Here is a 20,256-nt window from a genome sequence, read left to right as displayed (position 1 = left end):
TTTTTGTAATATGTTACTTATTAATATAAATGAAAAAGTTAAGAATAAAAAACGAATTACGCGCTTAGATTGTTACTGAACATTTCAAAATCCGACTCGACAAAGGTAAAAGACTTTTATACCTTGCGGCTGGTTTTCTTTTTAGGCTGAATAAAATGGCAAAGACAAATTTAATAACCCGAGAAGGGTATCAGCAATTACAACAAGAACATGATTACTTATGGCATGAAAAGCGCCCTGAAATTACCAAAATTGTTACTTGGGCAGCAAGCTTAGGCGACCGTTCTGAAAACGCCGATTATCAATTTAATAAGCGTGTTTTACGACAGATAGATCGCCGTGTACGCTATCTTCGTAAACGCATGCCAGATCTTAAAATTGTTGACTACAACCCACAGCAAGCGGGTAAAGTGTTTTTTGGTGCTTGGGTCGAAATTGAGAATGAACAAGGCGATACAAAGCGCTTTCGTATTGTCGGCCCCGACGAAATTTACGAGCGCAAAGATTACATTTCGATTGATGCACCTATGGCTAGAGCGCTACTTGGCAAACAGGTAGATGATGATTTTTCGGTGAACACGCCTGAAGGCGCAAAAGAATGGTATATCAATGAGATAACTTATCCGGACGCGAAATAACTTTTGCCAGAAAATTCAGAAAGCGTTAATTAGTGATTGTTTAGTCTAAAAATGTGATCTATAACTAAAGGTACTCAAGATAAATCATTACTTGAGTTTTAGAAGGTAGTAAGTATGTCAAACGCAATACAACGCATAATGAGTAATGCCATTGTATTCGCACTATTAATTAGTGTGAGTTTGATATCTTACGCCAGTGATATAGAAAGCCATTCAGACAGTGTTACGCCAACCGCTCACTTTATTGCGTGTGATAGTGCAGACCCTGCCAACTTAGATACCGACCTCGATAAACATACACCTGCGTTCGTTGCTAATGTAGCCCAACCACTGCCAGATGCACGTGTGGTTTCGTATGTTCACCCTTGTAATAAGGTGTCTGTTTATAGCGCGCACCAGCGAGGGCCACCAGCTTTTTAATTAACTCAAATTTTCTATTTCAGTTTAATTAAAATGTATGGTGACCAAAATGAATAATTTCAAAGAATTACGTCTTCAAGATATCTCTAATGGCGCATTATCTAATGCAGTGAATGAAGTTGAGCCAACACTAGATCTCACTTCTTCAGCTTTAAAAGTACTTAATAGCTTTACTAAAAAAGACCCTTTACGTGCACATTACGGCACCACTATTGTTGATGCTTTAAAGCAAACAAATAGCTGTTGCTCAGATTTTATTTTAGTGGTTGATAGCGAAGATAAACTACTCGGCATCACCTCTAGTGCTGATCTGCAAAGCTCAAAAATTATGATCCTTGCACAGCGCTTGAACTTACACCGTGACGAAATTACTTTACACGATGTAATGACGCCACTTAGCAGCTTAGCTGGTGTGAGCCTGCAAAGCATCAGCTACGCAAGTATTGGCGATGCACTGCAAACCATGGAACACCAAGGTATGATGTTCTTATTAGTAACCAGTGCTAAACAAGAAATATGTGGTTTGATTTCAGCTCGAGAGATCGCTAAAAAATTACATATCCCTGTTAATATCAACCCAATTGCTAATGGCTTTAGCGAAGTATTACAGCAGGTTGATCACCCGCACTAAGCGTTAAAATCTGCGTTGTGTAAGACTATTTTTGCAGGCCTTAAAAGCAGTGCTTTTAAGGCCTTCTTATTGTGATATTATTCAGGCAATTAATCTTCAGTTTTACTGATTTTCTATTTTTAAAAAGGTTTATGCATGAGCAATATCTCTGCACGCTTAGCAACAGAGCTAAGTGCCCAGCAACCACAGGTTGTTGCTGCAATCAAATTACTTGATGAAGGTGCCACAGTTCCTTTTATCGCCCGTTATCGTAAAGAAGTAACTGGTGGCTTAGATGACACGCAACTACGTTTACTTGAACAGCGCTTATCGTATTTACGTGAATTAGAAGAACGCCGTAGCTTTATCCTTAATACTATTGAAGAGCAAGGCAAGCTAACAGCCGAACTAAGTGCTGATATTAATAACGCTGACAGTAAAACTGAGCTTGAAGATTTATATCTGCCTTTCAAACCTAAACGTCGTACAAAAGGGCAAATTGCCATTGAAGCGGGTATTGAGCCGCTTGCCGATGCGCTATTTAACAACCCAAGTCTCGACCCTGAACAACAAGCAAGTGACTACATTAATGCTGATGCAGGCTTTGCAGATAATAAAGCAGTGTTAGATGGCGCTAAATTTATCTTAATGGAACGCTTTGCTGAAGACGCCAAACTGCTAGCTAAATTCCGTAGCCATATCGCACAACATGGTCAAATTGAAAGTACTGTAATCGCTGGCCAAGAAAATGAAGGCGTAAAGTACCGCGACTACTTTGAGCATCAAGAACCGCTTAAAAAAGTACCATCACACCGTGCACTTGCTATGCTGCGTGCCCGCAATGAAGGCGTATTACAACTTAGTATCAACCCTGAGCCTAGCGCAGAAAATCCGGCGCAAGTGTGTGCACAAATGATTGCCGATCATTATCGCTTAGATGTTAGCAATTCTGCTGCAAGCGCTTGGTTAATGGGTGTAGTGCAATGGGCATGGAAAATTAAGTTAAGCCTTCACCTTGAGAATGAATTTTTAGGTGCAATGCGCGAAAAAGCAGAAACCGGCGCAATTGACGTTTTTGCTAAGAACTTAAAAGATTTATTAATGGCCGCTCCTGCAGGTCCACGCACCACGTTAGGTCTGGATCCTGGTTTACGTACTGGTTGTAAAATTGCTGTTGTAGATAGCACAGGCAAGCTGTTAACAACACAAACGATTTTCCCGCACGCACCACAAAATCATTGGGATAAATCGCTTCGTACTCTTGAGCAATTATGCCGCCAGCATAAAGTTGAGCTAATCGCTATTGGTAATGGCACGGCTTCACGTGAATCTGACAAATTAGTAGCTGAACTGATTAAAGCCAATACTGAGCTTAAACTTAATAAAGTGATGGTTAGTGAAGCCGGCGCTTCTGTTTATTCGGCATCTGAGTTTGCCGCTAATGAATTCCCTAACCTTGATGTTTCACTACGTGGTGCTGTGTCTATTGCACGCCGCTTACAAGATCCACTTGCTGAGCTGGTAAAAATTGAGCCTAAATCAATCGGTGTAGGTCAGTATCAGCACGATGTATCGCAAAGCCAACTAGGTCAAACACTAACATCTGTGGTTGAAGACTGTGTAAACTCAGTGGGTGTAGACTTAAATATGGCGTCGGTGCCACTACTTACTCGCGTATCTGGCTTAAACAAAACGTTGGCACAAAACATTGTTAGCTACCGTGATGCGAATGGCTCATTTAGCAAACGCTCTGAACTTAAAAAAGTTGAACGTTTAGGGCCTAAAGCCTTTGAACAAGCTGCCGGTTTCTTACGTATCAGCACAGGCTCAGATCCTCTTGATAACTCGTCAGTTCACCCTGAAGCATACCCGGTTGTTAAGCGTATCTGCGAGAAGAACAGCTTAGATGTAAACAGCCTAATTGGTAACTCTGACATCCTAAATAAGCTCGTTGCAAACGACTACACAGACGAAAAATTTGGTTTGCCAACGGTTACCGACATTATCAAAGAACTTGATAAACCGGGTCGTGACCCGCGTCCTGAGTTTAAAACAGCTGAATTTAAAGCCGGTGTTGAAACCATTAACGACCTAAAACCAGGAATGATTTTAGAAGGTGTAGTGTCTAACGTTGCTAACTTTGGTGCCTTCGTTGATGTGGGCGTACACCAAGATGGTTTAGTGCATATTTCTGCGATTACTAACAAGTTTATTTCTGATCCACGTGAAGTGGTTAAAGCTGGCGATATTGTAAAAGTAAAAGTAGTTGAAGTAGATGCTGCTCGTAAACGTATTAGCTTTACCATGCGTTTAGACGATGATGTTGATACCAGCAATAAAGCCGCACCAGCTAGCAAACCTAAGCCTGCTGCGAAAGCGAAAAGTGCACCTAAGCAAAAACGCGAATTTGGCAATGTTGCCATGGGTAATGCCTTTGCAGATGCATTTGCCAATGCAAAAGTGAAAAAATAATAGGCTGTTGGCATAAGTCGAAAAAAACCGCGTAAGTGTAAACTTACGCGGTTTTTTATTTGTATAGCAACTTAATCAGTCTCGTTGCTATGAAAGGCTCAATAAACTGAGCCTTTATCGCTATTACTTACGACGACGAAGTGCAAGTAATGGCAGTAGTAACACAATGAAGTGACCTAATGAGCCGCTTGAAGAACTCTTAGTTTCCGCTTCAGTTTCTGGTGTTACTTGTGAAGCGAATTCACAGCTACCATCATCTTCATTCGCAGTCGCATCATAGTTAGTTGCAGCAGCATCAGTACAACCAAGCTCTACACCATCAGACTCAACCATAAGCAAGAATTCTTTGCTTACTTTGTCTGCTGGGTTAGCTTTGTCTTGCACTGTGACTGTTACCATTGTTTCACCATGGAAATGTGCATCAGGGATTAAGTTAAACGACATTCCGTCAACTTCAGCCGTAACATTCTCACCGGTTACCACTAATTCATTTGGCGACTGGTCTGCATCAACAACCATCACGTCAACACCATCGATACGGCCATTTTCTGCTACCGTCATATCAGCGATGTCGCTCATTTTCAGGTTGCTTTGTACGCCGATTGAGTGCATTAACATACCACCTTCTTGGCTACCTAGTTGGTAATCAAGGGTGATATCTTGCACTGAACCTTTCGCATCAGGCATAACCGTAGCAGTAAAGTTAAACTCAACTTCACTTTGCTCTGGGCCAACATAATCAAAACAGATTACTAAGTCATCTTGTAAGATTTTGCCAAGGTCGTCATAACTAACCACATTGCTTAATGCACCGTCTTTAAAGCCGGCAGTTGTAGAGTAAACACTATCACCACCTTCAATAAAGATAGTCCCTTCATCAACACCTGCGCCTAGGTTATCGTAAGCAAAAATAGCTTCGAACATACCTTCATGGTCATCGATACCACTACGTAAAATCACTTCATAGTCGAACGTGTCACCGGTATTTTTATCAGTCACATTATCGAATTCCATAAATACGAGATCACCTAAGTCAGGACGCTCTTCTTTATACTGAGAAGCAATCGTTAGACCTGTTGGATCCGTTGGATGGCGAAGGTTTTCAATTTCAAACGAGCCACGCCAGAATGGTGCAAGCGCTTCAACTAAGAAACCAGGACCGCGGTGTGCACTCATCATCCACCAAATAGGTGTGAACTGCATTGCACCTGTTGGATGTAAACGTACTTCGTTATTATTTACTTGGTTGTAAATTTCAAACTTCGCACCCTCTTTATAGAATAACCAATCAATTGGCACATCAAAGAACACATTTGAGCCACCTTCATACCAAGCAGCTTCAGGTTGAATGCGGAAATCACCCCATAAATCGATATATCCCCCTGTTGAGAATTCATCAATCATTGGCGTTTTACACATCTCATTAGTGATGTTGTTAGTTACCACATAATCACGTTGTACGTTTCGCGTTGCGTCTTGTGTACCTTGAATAGTTAACGTGTTGCCTTCTACAACTAATGAAGCTGCAACTTCCTCATTGTTTGAAGTTAGCGTTTCAGGCCAAACTTGCATGCCGTCAGGAATCGTCAATGACAATGAATAGTCACGTGCTTTAGATTCATAGTTGGCTTTAAGTTTTACATTAACGTTAACTAGGTCCATAGCGCGAGCAGTGTCTTGGTCAACATTTAAGGTAAGTGCCTCTGCATCACGCTTTAAATTAACCGATGTGAAACCAAGGGTGCCTTCAGCTCCCTCAGCATTACCTAATGCAAAGCCGCCATAATAAACATCATTCGGTTGCGCATCTGGTAAATCCCAATTTACAGCAATTTCATAGTTACCATTGCCGCTGTGCTGCTGTGGCGCTGATACACTGAATTCACCGGTATTTTGCTCTTTAACAATCGCATAATGTGTGACAGTTTGATAGCCAACATCACGAGCACCCGCAAGCGCTGCGGTCGCAAACCAGTATTTACCAGGCTTGGGATCGATAATATTACAATAGTTATCTTCAACACTACTTGAAGAATAACAAATCATTTCTTCATTAAGCGCTTTGATCAGTGCAGTAGAATCTTCCGCAACCTCCTCATCAGACACCATGAATGAGCCACTTTCATTAGCATCATAACCCACTATTAAGTGTGCTTTTTTCATTTGCCAGCGAGGCTCAGCAAGATCTTCTAAATCTGTAGTTTGCTCGGTAGATGCAACTTTAACCATTAAGCGTTTTGTACCTTCTGGTACTTCAAATGCCTGGATATCCCATGCTTTTTCTACGCGATCTTTTGTCACATAAGGTGCAACACCTAAGATATTTGCGGTAATCTCCGTTGGTTTTACTAGACCATAATAAGTCGGCGTAAATTCACTGTAGCTATCGGTATTAACAACGATTGATTCTGATGCACTTGCACGTGCCATATCGATATCAACCATGGTTGGTAGCTCATCAATGACGTTTTTCGCAACTAATGTGAAATGAGCATCAGGCGAGTCACCATCAGTGTTCTTGAATAACACTTTACCGTTGAACCAAGCATCTTTATTTAAGATATTGTCCCAAGGCGCACCTTCTTCAACAGGATCAAGCTTAGATTCGATGATATTTGGCAACTTCATAGTAACCATCACATCCTGTGTTTCACCAGCTTGAAGTGTGAAATTACTTGGTGTTACGCTAACTTCTACACCAAAGCTTTCTTCTTCACCTTCAACAGCCCAACCATAAGCAGTTGCATCCCAAGTACCATCTTTTGTTGCCTTAACTGTACGCATCCACGTACATTCAAGTTCGCAGTCTTGGTTAACTAACGAAGGTAGGTTAAGCCACTCTACTAAACCACCATTGCGCGGGTTCGCATCATGATAGTTTTCAATAGTCTCATCCATGATAAGACCCGCATTGGCAGCTTGTGCTACGTCAATCGCTCCGCCACCAGCCATGAAGTTGTAGTATGGGTCAATTAAAGTAACGCCGTTAGAAATACGTACTTTATTTGCCGTCATCATTAGTGCTGATTGAATTTCTGCTGGCGTCCAATCTGGGTGCATTTGCATAAGTAGCGTCATTGCACCAGTAACATGTGGCGTAGCCATTGAAGTACCGCTCATGAAAGTCCAATCAGATGCACGAGGATTAGCTGTAAATGGCTGGTCATCGGCATTCGCTGCATAAATATCTACACCTGGTGCCGTCACATCTGGAACAAGGTTATTGATGTAATAACTTGGCCCCATTGAGCTAAAGATCGCAAGTTCATTACCTGCTTCTTCATCAAATGAATAGTTATTTTCTGGCTCGCCAATTGTCGCAATAGCAGCGCCATCTGGGTTAGCATTAACCCAATTACGAATTGTATAGCGTGCGTTTGCTGGTAGGTGAATACCTGGGATCACATAATTATCAGCAACAATATTTTCTGCCGAACTAATGTTTTGCAAAATGAAGCCACCTGCTCCACCAGCTGCCACGTTCTTAGCTTTATCTACACGCGCGATGTCACCACGTAAACATACTACAATTTGGTCAGCCGTAAACGTGCCTGCTGGGAAAGGGGCATTACAGCTTGCAGCATCGTAATCATCATTTTCATTCGGGTCATCGTATTTTTCAGCAAGTACAACTTCACCTGTGATACCGCCAGAGAAACTCTTACCTGTATACTCACCAGCAAAAGGCGCGCGAGTGCCTTGGAAGTTATTGATGGTTTTAGCACCTAGGTCCATTACACGATCATGGGTTGATGCGCCTACTGTGGTTACCCAAGGCGAAGTATGATCCGCAGACATATAATATGGGCCTGAATTACCCGCTGCTGCTGCTACTGAAATACCTGCTTCACGCGCACTTAAGAAAGCCATTTCCATTGGGTCTTCCCACGGGAAGCTTTCACCACCACCTATTGAGAAGTTGATTGCATCTACACCATCTTCAATTGCATCTTCAAATGCAGATAAGATAGCTGACTCAGGACAGCCTGAGTATAGATCCCCCGAGTTTCCTGCATAACACACTTGGTACGAAATAATGTGTGCACGAGGTGCCACACCACTGGTACTTTCAAACGTAAATGGTAAGTTTTCACCATCACTTACTTTTTCACCGGTTGCAGCTTGAAGCGGCGTGTTTTGATGTAATTACCCGCCGTAGTGCTTGCTGTGTGAGAGCCATGACCATTATAGTCTTCACCATTTTCAGGGCGGCGATCTGCACGTGCAAATTGATAATCAGCATTCATTGCAGTGATTTCTGGGTATGAGCGAACACCAATTAGCTTGTCATTACATAGCTCAGGTTCTTCCTCACAGTCGCCAACGAAGTTACCTGCGCCTAGTGGATTTTTCTCACTGTATTCTTCGTCGCTAGCAAATGCAGGATGGTCTGTATTGATACCTGTATCAATAATACCTACAACCATACCTTCACCTTTAACACCTACCGATGAAGCCGGTGTTGCACCCTGCCATAATTGATCAGCACCAATAAACTCAGGACCACGGTCTGTGCGTAATTCAAAAATACGGTTAGGAGTAATACGCTTTACGCCTGATTGTGTCGCAAGTAGCTCTGCATCAGCTTGTGTCATTTCGACCACTACCGCGTTATTTGCAAGAGTAAATTGCTTTTTAATCGCAATATTGGCACCTATTGCACGCGCCTTACTTAATACTGCTGTTTGACGTTGCTTTAAAAAACCTTGATACGCGCGCACACTTTGCGACGCTGTATCAATACGCTCTTTAACCATTAAAGAGCGAGATTCAGTAATAGCTGTAGCGCTGAAACCTTGAATATCACCTTGATAACTTGCCACTGGCTCATCATGCATTTGCACAATGTAAGTTTGAATGCCTGTCACCCCATCTTGAGGTTGAAAAACATGTTCCGGCTGCTGACTTTGATAGTGCTGGTTTAAGCGTTGAGCACTCCCTTTGAGCAAGCTTGGATGATCTTCGATTTGTTTTTCTTGTTGATAATTCGCGATATCTTCAGCTGTAAATGTTGGCTGATAAAAGCCTTTATCTGACACTTTGTTAAAGCCAGGCTCTGCCGCAGCATAGCCTGTAGCGCCGACATACAAGGCTGTAAGTACGGCGACTGAACTTTTCTTCAAGTGTGCGATTTTCTTATTGCAAGGTTGCATATGATTCCCACTGATTTAATTCTAAACAGCTCATAAATTGTTTGAGCTGACACACTAAATTATTTAGCAGGCAAACATATACAGAGGGGGGGTTACATGGTCAAACCGACCTGTACACACTTGAGACACAAAATTAACATTAAATAAACACCAGAGCGGTAAAAATAAACGCATTGCAGGATATTTATACAAAATGTAGCGTTTTGTACAAAATACGATTACAGAAACAAAGTGAGTAGTGAAAACAGCTAGGAAAAGGCATCCCTAGCTGCTAAAAAATTAGAAGTTATAACGAACCGAAAGTGCAAGGTCTGAGTAATCATTTGCATCACGATAGCTTGCGCTTATCAGCCAAGCTGGTGTAAAGGCATAGTTTGCCCCCACATGAAATACAGCATTATTTTCGCTCTCTTCGTCGTGCAAACGCTCGTAGCCAACGCCAGCGTTGATCTCAAATGAATCAGTTAATAGATGTCTGATTTGCGCGTTAGCAGACAAAATATCTGCGGTTTCTGAATCAGAACCACTCTGTGAAAAGCTATTAAAAGTTTGATCTTGATATGATACGACTTCTTTAAAGTCAAAATCTGATTCTATTTTTAACTGGCCAATCTTTGCAGAAAAATCAACTTTAGTGCGATCTGATAGCGAATAAATATAGCCTAAACCAATTTCGTAACGGGTCATATCGATATCATAGTCGTAAGAATAAGATACGAGTGTGTCACCTAAATAATTATTATTGCTATCGTAAACACCCGAACCACTGAAATCGGAACGTGATGTTAAATCGTCATTTAAAATTGAATAGTGGCCTGTTACATACCAGTTCTCAGCAAACTGTTTACTGAAACTAAAACCAAAGCCTTTCAGAGATAACTCATCGATATCATCAATTTCTGTCTTTTTATATCCAGCTTCAACATAGTCATAGCTTAATGGTGAAGTGTTTTCTGCTATTACAGCAGTAGAAGCAAGTGATAATGCGCAAGCAAGAAGAGTGTATTTCATTGTTTAATCATCCTAATTATAAATCGCGGACAATCTACCAAAGCGAGCAAGAACCCACAATGGAAACAATATTCGTTTTTGTAGTCTAAATGTAAGAAACTGTTAGAGTCATTAATAAATTAAGTGAGTAGTTATGTAGTATTTAAACTTCGTTAGCGACAAGTTTTAACCACAAAGTGATTAACTGATACTGTTAATTAATATTAGTTAAATAAAGGCAGAGAACTGGTTTTGGTTCGTGGGCGAGGTAGCCGCTTGATAAAAATTAGCAATACGTGCGGCACGCTCGTCTACTTCAACATCACGCTTTGCTGTTTTGGTTTCGCTGGTTTGAGTAGCACTATCTTCGGCATACTCACTGTTTATTTTGAAGGTCGATTTGCCTGAGTCAGCATCGTCATCAACTGATTGACTGGCAAGCTCAGCTTGCGCTGCCATAAGCTTTTGTGTGGCATCGGCAGCAATTGAGCGATCAGCACTTGAAGGCTCTTGAGGTGCAAGCGCAGCTGCACGCACCGTCTGCATTTTTTCAATTGTAGCTTTTGGGTCACCTTTAATTTCAGCAACATCAATTTGCACCTCGCCGCCCACGGCATAGTTTGTACCATCTGGGCCGCGTTGATACTCATAGCTTGGTGAGCCAGCATATTGCCCTCCTACCGCTGCATGCGCTTGTTCATGAATACGCACTTCGGTATCGCGGGCTTTTAGCTCTTTAATTTGCTCAGTGTCTTGTTGCTCTTGCTCTGCAACCTTTTGCTCTTTTTGCTGCTCTTGTTTAGCTTCTTGCTGTTCTTGCTCTGATTGTTCAGGCTCGCCTTGTTCGCTACCTTGTTGGCGCTCTTCAATCACTTTGTCTTCAGCTAGACGACCTTTAGCATCATACGTACCAGCTTCAGAACCTGGCTGCTTGGTTTTATCGCCATCATTAAGGGTTTTATTTTCTGCGTTACTCGGCTTGGTAGCAGCAGGAGGTGGGATCACTTCACGTAACTGATTATCACGGCGAGCACTTTCAGTGTGCACATTCGCTGTGTTGATATTAATCGAAGGAAACGGAGTGACGATATTCATAAGTACTAAACTTTAATATCTATTAATGTACCCAGCACTTCATCAGCAGTCTGAATCGTGTTGATATTAGCTTTTGCATTAAACTCTTCAACTTTTAAATTAACAAGCGACTCATCGATTGGGGCAGGTTGTGAAACTGGCGGAGTTACAGCTTCATTTGGAGTTGCCGCTTGTAATTGGCGTTGTTGAGCTAATTGGGCATCATCTTGCTGATCAATTGAGGCACGGCTAATCTCAGCGCTCGCCTTTTCGATACCTTGGCTTGCACGGTTATAACCTTCTACCGCATTATTAAAAACAGAACTGATTGGCATAACACCCTCCAACAGTGAGATCTACCCGTTAAGTATCGCTCATAAAACGAGCAAAATAAAGCTAAATCCCGCTATTTTTCTGGCCTCTCAGCGAGTTTTGCTTAACACATTGATTTCAGTGCTGATATAAATGCCGCTTTATGTGAAATAAAAGGCGCGTGTGAGGCCTTATCTAAAACTTCATATTCAAACTGAGGTTGTAAGGCATGCATTTTTTCAATCGCTCGATAAGGTACTAATGAATCTAAGCGACCGAAAATACCACGCACAGGTACGCTAAGGTTAGCGAATAGCTCACGTAAATCATCCTGCTGTAAAATGTCTAAGCCCGCACTTAAAGCTTGCTCTTGAGGCGCTGGGTATTGGTTCAAAAGTGCTTTTAATTGCTTAATGTCATCTCGCGCTGATTCACTGCCCATCGCTTGTATCGCCAAAAACCGTTCTATCGTTTTTTCTCTATGGCTAACCAGCTGATCTTTAAATGCATTTAATACGTCAGGTTTGATACCCGGCCATTCATCGGTTTGCGCAAAAAAGGGGGTTGAGGCAACCAATACAACCTTTGCGACTTTGTCAGGCCAATGTGCTGCAATATACAAGGCAAAAAGCCCGCCCAACGACCAGCCAACAAGAATAGACTTTTCATTTAGCTGTGTACTTAGTTGCTCAGCTGCATCGTGCAAAGTGTAAGGTGTGGGAATAGACTGTGCGTTACCAAAGCCAGGTAAATCGAGGCAACGGACTTCACCATCATGAAAAAACTCAAGCTCAGGTTTGATCACTTGCCAAACCCCTTGGTTCATTCCCCAGCCATGTAATAGCACCATCTCATTTTGCATATTTTGTATTTCCCAACCACACTTAGCGCTCATAATAGCGTTTAAAGGAATGAATGCAATGTCTCACTTACCTCACACCTTAAAACTAGGGCTAGACGCACTATTCCCCAACTTTTGCATTAGCTGCCAGAATCACATACAGGCTGATCAAGCTTTGTGTCAGTATTGTTTAGATGACCTCAATTTATTTGACCTTACACACCATCCAAACCTGTTACATCGACCTGATATCTGTGATGCATTTCCTGATAGTAATTTTGATCATCTAATTGCCTGTGCTTGGTATCAAGCGCCTTTTAAACTTTGGCTCAAGCAATTGAAGTTTAATGACCAGCAATATTTTCGTGTGGCGCTACAACAAGTAATACAGAGGCAGCTGCAGTTAGCTCATCAAGTTAATTCAAGTTGGCCCGATCTTTTTATTGTGCTACCACTGCATAATCAACGCTTTTTAGCGCGCGGCTTTAATCAGGTAAGCCAAACTTGGCTGCCTGTTTTGAAAAACCAGCAATGTACTGTTAGCTCAGCTCTTTACAAGCAAAAAGCAACCAAAGCGCAATCACAGTTAAGTAAAGCGAAAAGAGTTAAAAATCTACAAAATGCCTTTGTTTGTCAGCAAGATTTAACAGGAAAAACCGTGGCGATTATTGATGATGTGATGACCTCTGGCGCAACCATAAATGCTGCGACAGAAGCCATAAAACATGCAGGGGCAAAGCAAGTATGGGCTATGCTCACTTGCCTAACGGGGTTAGGCAATCTGCATTATGATTAATTGTGATTACTTATCACCAGAGGCATGAAAGGCATTACCAAAAAATAAGGCATTGCTTAGTAATCGACTCGTGCCGTACCAGTAACCACGGAATACAGGGTTATCTGTCATGCCTATCACACTGCCTTTGCCATATGAATGCGCAATGAGGCCTGCCGCGCCCGCGACTTGCTCTACATTTACGTCATCAGTAAAGCCAGCTAGAAGCGGTTTATCTGTGTAAGTAAGCACATTAACAAATGGGGCATCTGACTTCTCAAGTAGCCAAGTGCTATTCTTAAATACAGGTAATGTATTACGGTTAATCGAATACGTAAGTGGATGAGATAAATCCACTGAGGTATTAAAAATTGCACCGGCAATACGCTGACGACCTGCTAAGTCATCTTTATCAGCATAAGTAAGTCCTGTTGTATCAAAGGCACTGGCTACATCGCGACGAGATAAGTAGTTTGCTTTTAGTAGCTGCTGATCAGCTAAGAACTTAGCACCACCTTTATGACCCCAAATAACACCGCCTTTACGAACCCACGACTTAATAGCCACTTTAGTCGCATCATCAAGGCGATTGAAATTTCCGTGCGCTAAAATAATATGGCTGTAGTTCTCAAGGTCGATGTTACCTAAGCGCTCCATTTCGATAATGCTTGGCGCGGTGCCAACAAAACGATCTAAGTAATACCACACTTCACCAAGCTCATACTGGCTAGTTCCTTGACCACCCACGAGTAATACTTTAGGCGCTTTCACAACCGCCATTGCACGAGAACCTAAATCAGCACCTTTAACCGTTAAGCCCGAACTAATTGGCGTAATTTCAATGCCAAACTCATTCTGTGCTTGGTTTAAATAACTAACCCAGTTGCTATCAGTTTGCAGACCAGCAGGAACAAGAATACTACCTGGTTCAAACGCTATTTCACCTGATGGCGTTTTTGCTGTAAGTGGGCTTAATGCCACGCGTGCTTTCACACCTTGTTCAAGCAAGCTATTAAGCATTTTTGGCGCTAGGTAATCATCCCATTTAAATGCATAGGCATAGCTTTGCGGTAATGCTGCAAAGCTTGACTTAACACTTTGTTGCCAAGGCATTTTAGCCACATTTAAGCCCCAGTTGCTGCTTACCTTTGCAAATTCTAAATTAAAGGCATGAGCAAGTGTCCAGCCAGATACATCATAAAAGGTATTATCAACAAAACGCTGTTGCTCACTGAAAATTGCTTTAATTAAACGAAATTGTGGCTGTGCTAATGGCACATAATAGCTCTGCTCAGAAAAGCTTTGCCCGTTTACTTTTAGCGGCTCTTCTAACATGTACGCATTGATTTGATGTTGTCTAAGTAAATCAAGGAAGTATTGCATGCGGCTTTGATCAGCGCCGCCTTTAACTACATAACCTTTAAAGTCTTCATCACCAGCAAGATCAACTGCTTTGTTGTAAAATTTTGCTTGATAATCAAGTAAGTCTGTACGGTTATCAATCGCCGCTTGGAACGTCGATAAGCTTGTTAATAACTGATTTTTAATCGTAAACGGGAAGCTTAACGGGCCGTTAATAGTTTCTTGTAAGTGACCACGCGAACTCGCTTGTTCAAATAAGATGCCTACACCGCCATTTACGTCTGGGTAAGTTGAGCCTTTACCATAGTAAAAGTCATCAAAGCTTTCTTCTGTGAAGTAAAGTGCATTGTGCTCATCAAGTGTTTTTGCATGATAGTTTGCAATGGCTTTTGTCAGCGTGACATTTTCTTCAGGCGTAATTGGGTGCTTACGAGTTGGGATCCCTGGTTGGAAAAAGTAAGTGCTGTTTGGGCCCATCTCATGAAAGTCAGTTAGGATATTCGGTTTCCATTGGTGAAACTGTGCAATGCGCGCACGCGATTCAGGGTGCTGCAGTAACAACCAGTCACGGTTTAAATCAAACAAGTAATGGTTAGTACGACTACTTGGCCAACTTTCGATATGCTCGCGAGTTTGTGGATCTGATGATAACTTCATGCCACGGTTGCTGTTTGCCCAATTTGCAAAACGCGCTAAGCCATCTGGGTTTAATGATGGGTCTAGTAAAATAACCGTGTTGTTAAGTAAGGCGTCGATTTCTGGCCCCTGTGCGGCTGCAAGGTAATACGCAACGAGAAGCGATGCGTTGCTGCCTGATGATTCATTACCGTGAACACTGTAACCCATCCAAACAACCGCAGGCTGTTTGCTTGAGTCACTTTCCCCACCATTTAGGCGAGCTAAATGCGCCTTGCGGATTTGCTCAACTTGGCCAAGTTTGTCGGACGCTGTAACCGTTAGCATCACCAGTGGACGCTGCTCATGAGTGCGACCGATTACTTTAAAATTCATTCGGTCACTTTTTTCAGCAAGAATTTGCATATATTGCACAAGTTGATCGTGACGTACATGCCACTCACCCACTTCGTAGCCTAACACCTGCTGAGGAGTCGGAATACTTGGGTCAAATTTCACATCTTGTTCAAAGTAATAAGAAAGAGGTTTTGCTAATGCGCTAACGCTCACTAGCATGGTTAATATTGTTATTATGAAACGCATAGATAGCACCCGTAATTATTTGATGTTTTAACGCTACCATTCGATAAAATAGATGCAACTTTTTACGCTCAACACTGGCGACAACACGATGAGCGGAGTATGATACACAGTATCCGAGTAATTTAGTCAAGTATAGTCCGTTTTATGATCTCTATTTCTGAATCTGCACAATCTCATTTTGCTAAACTTTTAGCAGACCAAGCTGAACAAACAAACATTCGTGTGTTTGTAGTAAACCCAGGTACTTCGCAGGCTGAGTGTGGTGTTTCTTACTGCCCAGAAGACGCCGTTGAAGCGACTGATATTCGTCTACCATTCAATGGTTTTGATGCCGTTGTTGATGCAGAAAGCGCCCCTTTCTTAGAAGAAGCTGAAATCGATTTTGTAACTGACAAAATGGGTACTCAGTTAACGCTTAAAGCACCTAATGCAAAAGCACGTAAACTTAGCGATGATGCATCACTACAAGAGCGTGTTCAACACATGCTTGAAACCGAAGTTAATCCTCAGCTCGCTAACCACGGCGGTCAAGTAAGCCTAGTAGAAATTACTGCTGACGGTATCGCGGTACTGCAATTTGGCGGTGGCTGTAACGGTTGTTCAATGATTGACGTCACACTTAAAGAAGGCATCGAGAAAGAAATGATCGCCAAGTTTGACGAAATCAACGGTGTAAGAGACATTACTGATCACCAATCTGGTGAACACTCTTACTACTAACCGGTATCTAAAGCATGCTTAAAAAATGGGTATTTCGCTTAGGCAGCGATCCCAAGTTAAGCTTAAAACGCTTTCTTCGCGGCCTAGCACTGTTTGTGCTAGCCGTGATTTTTATTGCCATAGGTTACTATGGACCCGCACTATTTCAATTAATTGGCCTAGTCATACTAGCTGTGGCTTTATTCTTTGCTGGTTGGGGCTACTTAGGTATTTTTGCCAACCGTTTTGCACAAGTTTTAGAGCGCTCATCCCCAAAAGATCACGACCCCGATCTTTGGAAATAAATCTTCAGCGATAATTTACTCTAATAATTGCTGGTTGTTGACAATTTTACGGTAGCGAAACCACAGCGTTAATCCGCGTATCAGCATAAAGCTGGTCATCGCAAACCATAAACCATGATTTTGCCAGCTACTCACTACCCAAAACAGTCCAAAAAAGCCCACTAGAGCACTAAATAGCATAGTATTACGCATGTCTTTAGCACGGGTTAAACCGACAAATACGCCATCAAATAAAAAGCAGCCCATCGCCGCAATAGGCAATATAATCACCCAAGGAAGATAAACCGTTGCAAGGCTGATAACTTCAGGCACATCGGTAAGTAAGCGAATAATTGCCTCACCAAATAATAAAAATATAAGGCTATAAAACAACGCAAATAACCCGCCCCAAAACAAGCTCAAATTAACCCATAACTTAATCTGCTTAGCGCTGTGCTCACCTTTCGCTTTACCGACCTTTGCCTCACTTGCATAAGCAATACCATCAAGCGCAAAGCTCACCAACATTAAAAAGTTTAGTAACACGGCATTAGCCGCTAAGGTTGTTTCGCCGATACGTGCGCCATAAAAAGTCATAAAGCTAAAACATAGCTGGAGTGCTAATGAGCGAATAAAAATATCGCGATTTAAGCTTACTAAATCAAGTAACTTAGCAACACTTAACCAGGCTTTCACAGCAAGGTTAACACCTTGTTTTTTAGCGAGCTGTGCAACTAACAGAAGTGCAAAAGCAAGGGCGATATAATCAGCGATTAAAGACGCCCACGCAGCTCCAGCCACACCCCAATCAAGAAACACCACAAAATAAATATCAAGCACAATATTGGTTATATTGGTGATAAGTAATAAATAAAACGGCCCTCGACCATAATGAACACCTAGCATCCAACCAAGTAAAACCAAGTTACACAAAGCAGCGGGTGCACTAAAAATACGAATCGAAACATAGCTATTTGCTTGTTCTAAAACAGCTTCATTCGCATTTGATAAATATGCCATTAAGGATTGAATAGGTATACTCAGCGCTATTAATAACAGCGCTACCGCTGTTGCTAGTAACAAGCTGCGCTTTAATAGCTCAGCAAGTAAGGTGTGATCGCTTTTACCATAGGCCTGGGCAACTAATCCTGTGGTGCTCATGCGCAAAAAGCCTGCTAGCCAAAATAATAACGAGATAACTGCTGAACCGAGCGCTATACCAGCTAAATAGTGAGCGCTTCCTAAGTGGCCGATTACAGCAGTATCAACTAAACCTAACATTGGCACGGTAATATTTGATAAAATCATCGGACCGGCTAATAACAGTAAACTTTTATGGTGTGCCTTATGACGTTTAAGAAAATGTTTCATTTAGTATTTGCAGTCCTGTTAGGTTTATCTTTGCGTGCCCATGGCGCAGTCATTCTACAGTATCACCACGTCAGTGAAAGCCTTCCTGCGGTAACCAGTGTCAGCAGCGAAACATTCACTGAACACATGCAATATTTAAAAGATAATAACTTCAACGTTATTCCACTAGATGAACTCATTACCTCGTTACAAGCAGGCCAACCGCTAACAGATAAAACCGTCGCAATAACCTTCGATGATGGCTACAAAAATAACTATGAAGAAGCTGCGCCCATCTTAGAAAAATTTGACTATCCGTACACTATTTTCGTAAATCCCGAGCTAATTGATGAAGGCAAAAGCTATGTGATGACATGGCAGCAATTAAAAGAGCTAGCAAATAAAGGGGCGTTAATTAGCAACCACACGCAAATTCATAATTACTTGCATCGCAAACAGCCAGGCGAAAGTGAAGAAGCATGGCTTGCACGTACTAAAGAAGACATTTTATCTGCCCAGCAGCGCATTAAAGAAGAAATTGGCCATGATTACAAATACCTTGCTTACCCTTATGGCGAGTTTAATAATTCACTGCAACAACTAGTAAAATCGCTAGGATTTGTTGGTATAGGTCAGCACTCAGGGGCTGTAGGTATCCATTCTGACTTTACCCGGTTACCACGCTTTCCGGCATCGGGCTTTTATTCAAAGCTTGATACGCTTGCCACTAAACTCGACTCTCAAGCATTCACTATCAAACAGCTCACCTATTCAGATAGCGTGACGGACGAAAACCCGCCAAGTTTAAGCATTCAATTTGATATGCAGGACTTTCATAAAAGCCAGTTTGCTTGTTATGTATCAGGTATTGGTCAAGCTGATTTAACCTGGCTTAGTAAAGATACGGTGAAGATCACATCACCTGAAAAGCTGAAAAAGGGCCGCTCTCGCTTTAACTGCACGGCCCCTTCTATCGCGAAGAAAGGCAGCTATTATTGGTTCTCTCAACCTTGGGTTATTGTACCTTAACGGCTTGTTTTAGCATTTGCGCTGTGACTTTATCTAGGCGAACCACTTCATTAGCCGCATTAAGCTCTACAGCAGCTTTTGGCATGCCCCATACCACAGACGATAATTCATCTTGCGCTATGGTGTAGGCTCCTGCTTGATTTAATGCTAATAAGCCTTGCGCGCCATCACTGCCCATACCGGTCAATAACGCCGCTACTGTCGCTTTAGGGCAAGCAACAACGAGGGAGTTAAATAGCACATCAACTGCTGGACGATGGCGATTAACCAGCTCGCTCGAATCAAGCTGGCAAAACAAGCCGCCTGCTTTTTTTACAACACTCAAATGCTGATCGCCCGGTGCAATATACGCCCAGCCTGGTTGTAGCTTATCGCCATGCTCAGCTTCTTTTACGTTGATTTTGCACGTTCTATCCATGCGCATTGCAAACGAGGTACTAAAGACCGGCGGAATATGCTGTGTAATAACAATCGGTGGGCAGCTTTCTGGCATGCGCACGAGTACTTCTTTAATTGCCTCGGTGCCACCCGTTGAAGCCCCAATGGCTAGTACGCTATTGGCCTTAAATTGCAATGTAGCTAAGGCGCTGTCGTCTTCAACTTTTGTTTCTTTAAAAGCTCGCACTCTTGCACCAGCTGCAGTACGCACTTTTTGATGTAATAAATGGGCATAACGCTGAAGATTTTCAGTGACATTGATAGTTGGCTTAGCAATAAAGTCAACAGCACCAATTTCGAGGGCTTCCAGTGTGATTGGTGAACCTTTTTGAGTTAATGTTGAAATCATTACCACTGGCATAGGTCGCAGGCGCATCAAGTTTTTCAAAAAACTTAACCCATCCATTTTCGGCATTTCGATATCTAATGTTAAGACATCGGGATTAAGGCGCTTAATTAAATCTCGGGCTTGATAAGGGTCTTCTGCCGCACCAACGACTTGAATGTCTTGCGCTTGCTCGAGAACTTCCTTGAGTAAACCACGGATCAGAGCAGAATCATCAACTATGAGTACTTTGATCATATGCTCTC

General features: G+C 42.2%; 17 protein-coding genes. 8 read left to right on the top strand and 9 right to left on the bottom strand.

The genetic code is table 11. The features are described 5' to 3' along the window. Positions 1 to 155: 155 nt before the first annotated feature. The 4 genes from greB (at position 156) to ABMY41_RS06960 (ending at position 4,140) form a co-directional block, all read left to right on the top strand. Positions 156 to 638 carry a transcription elongation factor GreB gene (greB, locus tag ABMY41_RS06975; RefSeq protein ID WP_063528319.1) on the top strand — a complete coding sequence of 161 codons (483 nt, stop codon included), beginning with the start codon at positions 156 to 158 and terminating at the stop codon, positions 636 to 638. Between the two features lie 114 nt (positions 639 to 752). Beyond that, positions 753 to 1,058 (top strand): hypothetical protein, encoded by a 306-nt coding sequence (locus ABMY41_RS06970; protein WP_054562854.1) that lies wholly within the window; start codon positions 753 to 755, stop codon positions 1,056 to 1,058. Positions 1,059 to 1,107: 49 nt separating this feature from the next. Further along, positions 1,108 to 1,689, top strand: coding sequence for a CBS domain-containing protein (locus ABMY41_RS06965; protein ID WP_058586152.1), 582 nt, complete (start codon positions 1,108 to 1,110; stop codon positions 1,687 to 1,689). 135 nt (positions 1,690 to 1,824) lie between these two features. Then, positions 1,825 to 4,140 carry a Tex family protein gene (locus tag ABMY41_RS06960; protein ID WP_055020521.1) on the top strand — a complete coding sequence of 772 codons (2,316 nt, stop codon included), beginning with the start codon at positions 1,825 to 1,827 and terminating at the stop codon, positions 4,138 to 4,140. A 123-nt stretch (positions 4,141 to 4,263) separates the two neighbouring features. On the opposite strand, the gene ABMY41_RS06955 is transcribed toward ABMY41_RS06960, so the two are convergent. From ABMY41_RS06955 to bioH, 6 genes are all read right to left on the bottom strand, one after another. Beyond that, positions 4,264 to 8,196: a S8 family serine peptidase gene (locus ABMY41_RS06955; RefSeq protein ID WP_349274386.1), complete on the bottom strand. Its 3,933-nt coding sequence runs from the start codon at positions 8,194 to 8,196 to the stop codon at positions 4,264 to 4,266. Positions 8,197 to 8,240: 44 nt separating this feature from the next. Beyond that, positions 8,241 to 9,293: a S8 family serine peptidase gene (locus ABMY41_RS06950; RefSeq protein WP_289097520.1), complete on the bottom strand. Its 1,053-nt coding sequence runs from the start codon at positions 9,291 to 9,293 to the stop codon at positions 8,241 to 8,243. 279 nt (positions 9,294 to 9,572) lie between these two features. Beyond that, positions 9,573 to 10,304: an outer membrane beta-barrel protein gene (locus ABMY41_RS06945; RefSeq protein WP_289097518.1), complete on the bottom strand. Its 732-nt coding sequence runs from the start codon at positions 10,302 to 10,304 to the stop codon at positions 9,573 to 9,575. A 207-nt stretch (positions 10,305 to 10,511) separates the two neighbouring features. Beyond that, positions 10,512 to 11,378 (bottom strand): putative metalloprotease CJM1_0395 family protein, encoded by an 867-nt coding sequence (locus ABMY41_RS06940; protein WP_175083000.1) that lies wholly within the window; start codon positions 11,376 to 11,378, stop codon positions 10,512 to 10,514. 5 nt (positions 11,379 to 11,383) lie between these two features. After that, positions 11,384 to 11,692 carry a hypothetical protein gene (locus ABMY41_RS06935; protein ID WP_054554434.1) on the bottom strand — a complete coding sequence of 103 codons (309 nt, stop codon included), beginning with the start codon at positions 11,690 to 11,692 and terminating at the stop codon, positions 11,384 to 11,386. A 101-nt stretch (positions 11,693 to 11,793) separates the two neighbouring features. Continuing rightward, positions 11,794 to 12,531: a pimeloyl-ACP methyl ester esterase BioH gene (gene bioH, locus ABMY41_RS06930; RefSeq protein ID WP_289097516.1), complete on the bottom strand. Its 738-nt coding sequence runs from the start codon at positions 12,529 to 12,531 to the stop codon at positions 11,794 to 11,796. Between the two features lie 58 nt (positions 12,532 to 12,589). Between bioH and ABMY41_RS06925 the strand changes: the two genes are divergently transcribed. Continuing rightward, a complete protein-coding gene (locus tag ABMY41_RS06925) occupies positions 12,590 to 13,306 on the top strand; it encodes a phosphoribosyltransferase family protein (protein ID WP_287243941.1) in 717 nt (238 codons plus the stop codon). A gap of 6 nt (positions 13,307 to 13,312) precedes the next feature. Here the strand turns inward: ABMY41_RS06925 and ABMY41_RS06920 are convergent, their stop codons facing one another. Continuing rightward, positions 13,313 to 15,865 (bottom strand): M14 metallopeptidase family protein, encoded by a 2,553-nt coding sequence (locus tag ABMY41_RS06920; protein ID WP_349274385.1) that lies wholly within the window; start codon positions 15,863 to 15,865, stop codon positions 13,313 to 13,315. 144 nt (positions 15,866 to 16,009) lie between these two features. Between ABMY41_RS06920 and nfuA the strand changes: the two genes are divergently transcribed. Together nfuA and ABMY41_RS06910 are read left to right on the top strand one after the other, a co-directional pair. Beyond that, the gene (gene nfuA / locus ABMY41_RS06915; protein ID WP_054554437.1) at positions 16,010 to 16,585 is read left to right on the top strand and encodes a Fe-S biogenesis protein NfuA; all 576 of its coding nucleotides are present in this window, start codon (positions 16,010 to 16,012) and stop codon (positions 16,583 to 16,585) included. A 14-nt stretch (positions 16,586 to 16,599) separates the two neighbouring features. After that, positions 16,600 to 16,869 carry a hypothetical protein gene (locus ABMY41_RS06910; protein ID WP_251603595.1) on the top strand — a complete coding sequence of 90 codons (270 nt, stop codon included), beginning with the start codon at positions 16,600 to 16,602 and terminating at the stop codon, positions 16,867 to 16,869. A 15-nt stretch (positions 16,870 to 16,884) separates the two neighbouring features. Here ABMY41_RS06910 and dinF read toward each other — a convergent pair whose 3' ends face one another. Then, entirely contained in the window at positions 16,885 to 18,219 is a 1,335-nt protein-coding gene (dinF, locus tag ABMY41_RS06905; RefSeq protein WP_349274384.1) for an MATE family efflux transporter DinF, read from the bottom strand. Between dinF and ABMY41_RS06900 the strand changes: the two genes are divergently transcribed. Continuing rightward, the gene (locus ABMY41_RS06900; protein ID WP_289097512.1) at positions 18,196 to 19,227 is read left to right on the top strand and encodes a polysaccharide deacetylase family protein; all 1,032 of its coding nucleotides are present in this window, start codon (positions 18,196 to 18,198) and stop codon (positions 19,225 to 19,227) included. The genes dinF and ABMY41_RS06900 overlap by 24 nt on opposite strands. Here the strand turns inward: ABMY41_RS06900 and ABMY41_RS06895 are convergent. Continuing rightward, positions 19,214 to 20,248, bottom strand: coding sequence for a chemotaxis response regulator protein-glutamate methylesterase (locus ABMY41_RS06895; RefSeq protein ID WP_289097510.1), 1,035 nt, complete (start codon positions 20,246 to 20,248; stop codon positions 19,214 to 19,216). The two genes, ABMY41_RS06900 and ABMY41_RS06895, sit on opposite strands and share 14 nt — an antisense overlap. Positions 20,249 to 20,256: the final 8 nt, after the last annotated feature.

The organism is Pseudoalteromonas sp. BZA4 (assembly GCF_040104395.1).
Taxonomy (GTDB): domain Bacteria; phylum Pseudomonadota; class Gammaproteobacteria; order Enterobacterales; family Alteromonadaceae; genus Pseudoalteromonas.
This window is presented reverse-complemented; position numbering and strand designations above follow the sequence as displayed.

Coding starts and splice junctions, on each gene's coding strand:
- greB (WP_063528319.1), top strand. CDS start 156: ATGGCAAAGACAAATTTAATAACCCGAGAAGGGTATCAGCAATTACAA.
- ABMY41_RS06970 (WP_054562854.1), top strand. CDS start 753: ATGTCAAACGCAATACAACGCATAATGAGTAATGCCATTGTATTCGCA.
- ABMY41_RS06965 (WP_058586152.1), top strand. CDS start 1,108: ATGAATAATTTCAAAGAATTACGTCTTCAAGATATCTCTAATGGCGCA.
- ABMY41_RS06960 (WP_055020521.1), top strand. CDS start 1,825: ATGAGCAATATCTCTGCACGCTTAGCAACAGAGCTAAGTGCCCAGCAA.
- ABMY41_RS06950 (WP_289097520.1), bottom strand. CDS start 9,293: ATGCAACCTTGCAATAAGAAAATCGCACACTTGAAGAAAAGTTCAGTC.
- ABMY41_RS06945 (WP_289097518.1), bottom strand. CDS start 10,304: ATGAAATACACTCTTCTTGCTTGCGCATTATCACTTGCTTCTACTGCT.
- ABMY41_RS06940 (WP_175083000.1), bottom strand. CDS start 11,378: ATGAATATCGTCACTCCGTTTCCTTCGATTAATATCAACACAGCGAAT.
- ABMY41_RS06935 (WP_054554434.1), bottom strand. CDS start 11,692: ATGCCAATCAGTTCTGTTTTTAATAATGCGGTAGAAGGTTATAACCGT.
- bioH (WP_289097516.1), bottom strand. CDS start 12,531: ATGCAAAATGAGATGGTGCTATTACATGGCTGGGGAATGAACCAAGGG.
- ABMY41_RS06925 (WP_287243941.1), top strand. CDS start 12,590: ATGTCTCACTTACCTCACACCTTAAAACTAGGGCTAGACGCACTATTC.
- ABMY41_RS06920 (WP_349274385.1), bottom strand. CDS start 15,865: ATGCGTTTCATAATAACAATATTAACCATGCTAGTGAGCGTTAGCGCA.
- nfuA (WP_054554437.1), top strand. CDS start 16,010: ATGATCTCTATTTCTGAATCTGCACAATCTCATTTTGCTAAACTTTTA.
- ABMY41_RS06910 (WP_251603595.1), top strand. CDS start 16,600: ATGCTTAAAAAATGGGTATTTCGCTTAGGCAGCGATCCCAAGTTAAGC.
- ABMY41_RS06900 (WP_289097512.1), top strand. CDS start 18,196: ATGACGTTTAAGAAAATGTTTCATTTAGTATTTGCAGTCCTGTTAGGT.
- dinF (WP_349274384.1), bottom strand. CDS start 18,219: ATGAAACATTTTCTTAAACGTCATAAGGCACACCATAAAAGTTTACTG.
- ABMY41_RS06895 (WP_289097510.1), bottom strand. CDS start 20,248: ATGATCAAAGTACTCATAGTTGATGATTCTGCTCTGATCCGTGGTTTA.